1 protein-coding gene is annotated in these 1,542 nt (G+C 36.9%); it reads right to left on the bottom strand.

Annotation, left to right across the window (positions count from 1 at the left end; all coding sequences use genetic code 11):
- Positions 1 to 157 precede the first annotated feature (157 nt).
- Positions 158 to 1,387 carry an IS4 family transposase gene (locus J2Z82_RS19270; RefSeq protein WP_209482414.1) on the bottom strand — a complete coding sequence of 410 codons (1,230 nt, stop codon included), beginning with the start codon at positions 1,385 to 1,387 and terminating at the stop codon, positions 158 to 160.
- Positions 1,388 to 1,542: the final 155 nt, after the last annotated feature.

Here is a 1,542-nt window from a genome sequence, read left to right as displayed (position 1 = left end):
CACTGGCGTTGCATAAACAGGTAATAGCTAAGTCAAACATTTGAATTTTGTATCTATCATTACTAATTGAATATTCTGATATAACTTACGTCACTTTTGAAGAAAAAAGGACAACAGGGCTTTAAAGGTAGTCCTTCATCCATTTTTTGTAAATTATTTAAAAGATTGGATCGTAGGTTAGATCATCCAAGTGGGAAACATCTCCTGATTCATATTGTGTTAAAGTTTCATCGAATATTCGTTGGTGCCGCAGTTTTCGCCGACCACTGGATGATCGATCTGGTTCCTTGAATAATTCTGAAACAAAGGTTTTTAGTTTGTTTGACCAGAAATCACTAACCCAGTTAAGCATTTCCAGTAGGGTGCCTTTGTATCCTAGTTTGTTTTTCATTAATAGGTTTAAGCAGAATGTTATCATAGCGATGTAAATCTGGTTGAATACGGCATTTTCACTTTGTCCATAAAGATTTTTCAACACTAAATGTTGCTTTACCCATTTGAAAAACAATTCAATTTGCCAGCGTGTCCGGTAGAGGTCACTAATTTCCTGTGTGCTTACTTTTGCGTCATTACAAACAATGGAAACTTCGTTTCCTTCACTATCTCGTGTTTCTACCAAGCGTAGAGGGTGTTTCATTTTACCAATTTTCACGATAGCCTCTCGCGTGATCGGAGAGGAAGGGTCAACAGGTAATTCCTCTATCACATGGACAACTGTATTCGTTTTAATTCGCGTGACAAAACGAATGCCTTGTGCGCAATAGTCATCAAACTTTTCAAAGTTGAAATAGCCTCTATCGAATACATGAAGTGCATTTTTATCCGGTACAATTAACGCATCTAATTGTGTTTCATCTGCCGGTCTTGCGGGGGTAACAATCATTTCATTTGGATAAGATACCCCGTCGCAAAAGACGATGGACGTATGCATCTTTACCCCAGCTTTTGTGTCTCGGAAATCTGCCCATTCATATTGGCTAAGGCACATCGAAATCGTGGAAGAATCAATCAAATGAATCTTGCCAAGTGCTTTGTCTGCCCTATTGGGTCCTAGCACTTGATGCAATTTTTGGACCAGGTGATGCAGGAGCACTTGAAATATCTCTGATGGGATGTTCCCAAGCTTACGGGATAATTGGGATTTACTGATACTTTTTAATCCAATTTCCCGTTGTACATTTTTCTTGCGTTTTACTTTTTCACTTATTCGCCCTAGTGTTGATACGTTTTCTAATTGGGAGTAGATAAACAGCTTTGTAAATGTTAGCACATCCAGCTTCTTAACATACTTATCTATTTGGGCGTGATCAATCATTTTTTGTATTACTTTTGTATCAAGTGGATGAATGTATTCCTTGAATACAGTTTTTATGGTATTATTGTCCATGAGTTCTCCTTGTAATTAGGGATTTGGACAGGACTACCATTCCCTAATTATAAGGTTTTTTTTGTGGTTTTTAAAGTGAATATTCCCATCATTCACAAATTTCACATAAAATATTTTTCTTGACTTCTTCTTAAAAATTTAATGCAACGCTAGTG

Source organism: Virgibacillus litoralis (genome assembly GCF_017873675.1).
GTDB classification, from domain to species: Bacteria; Bacillota; Bacilli; order Bacillales; family Amphibacillaceae; genus Lentibacillus; species Lentibacillus litoralis.
Note: the sequence above shows the minus strand (reverse complement) of the source record. Positions and strands in the feature narration are given on the sequence as shown.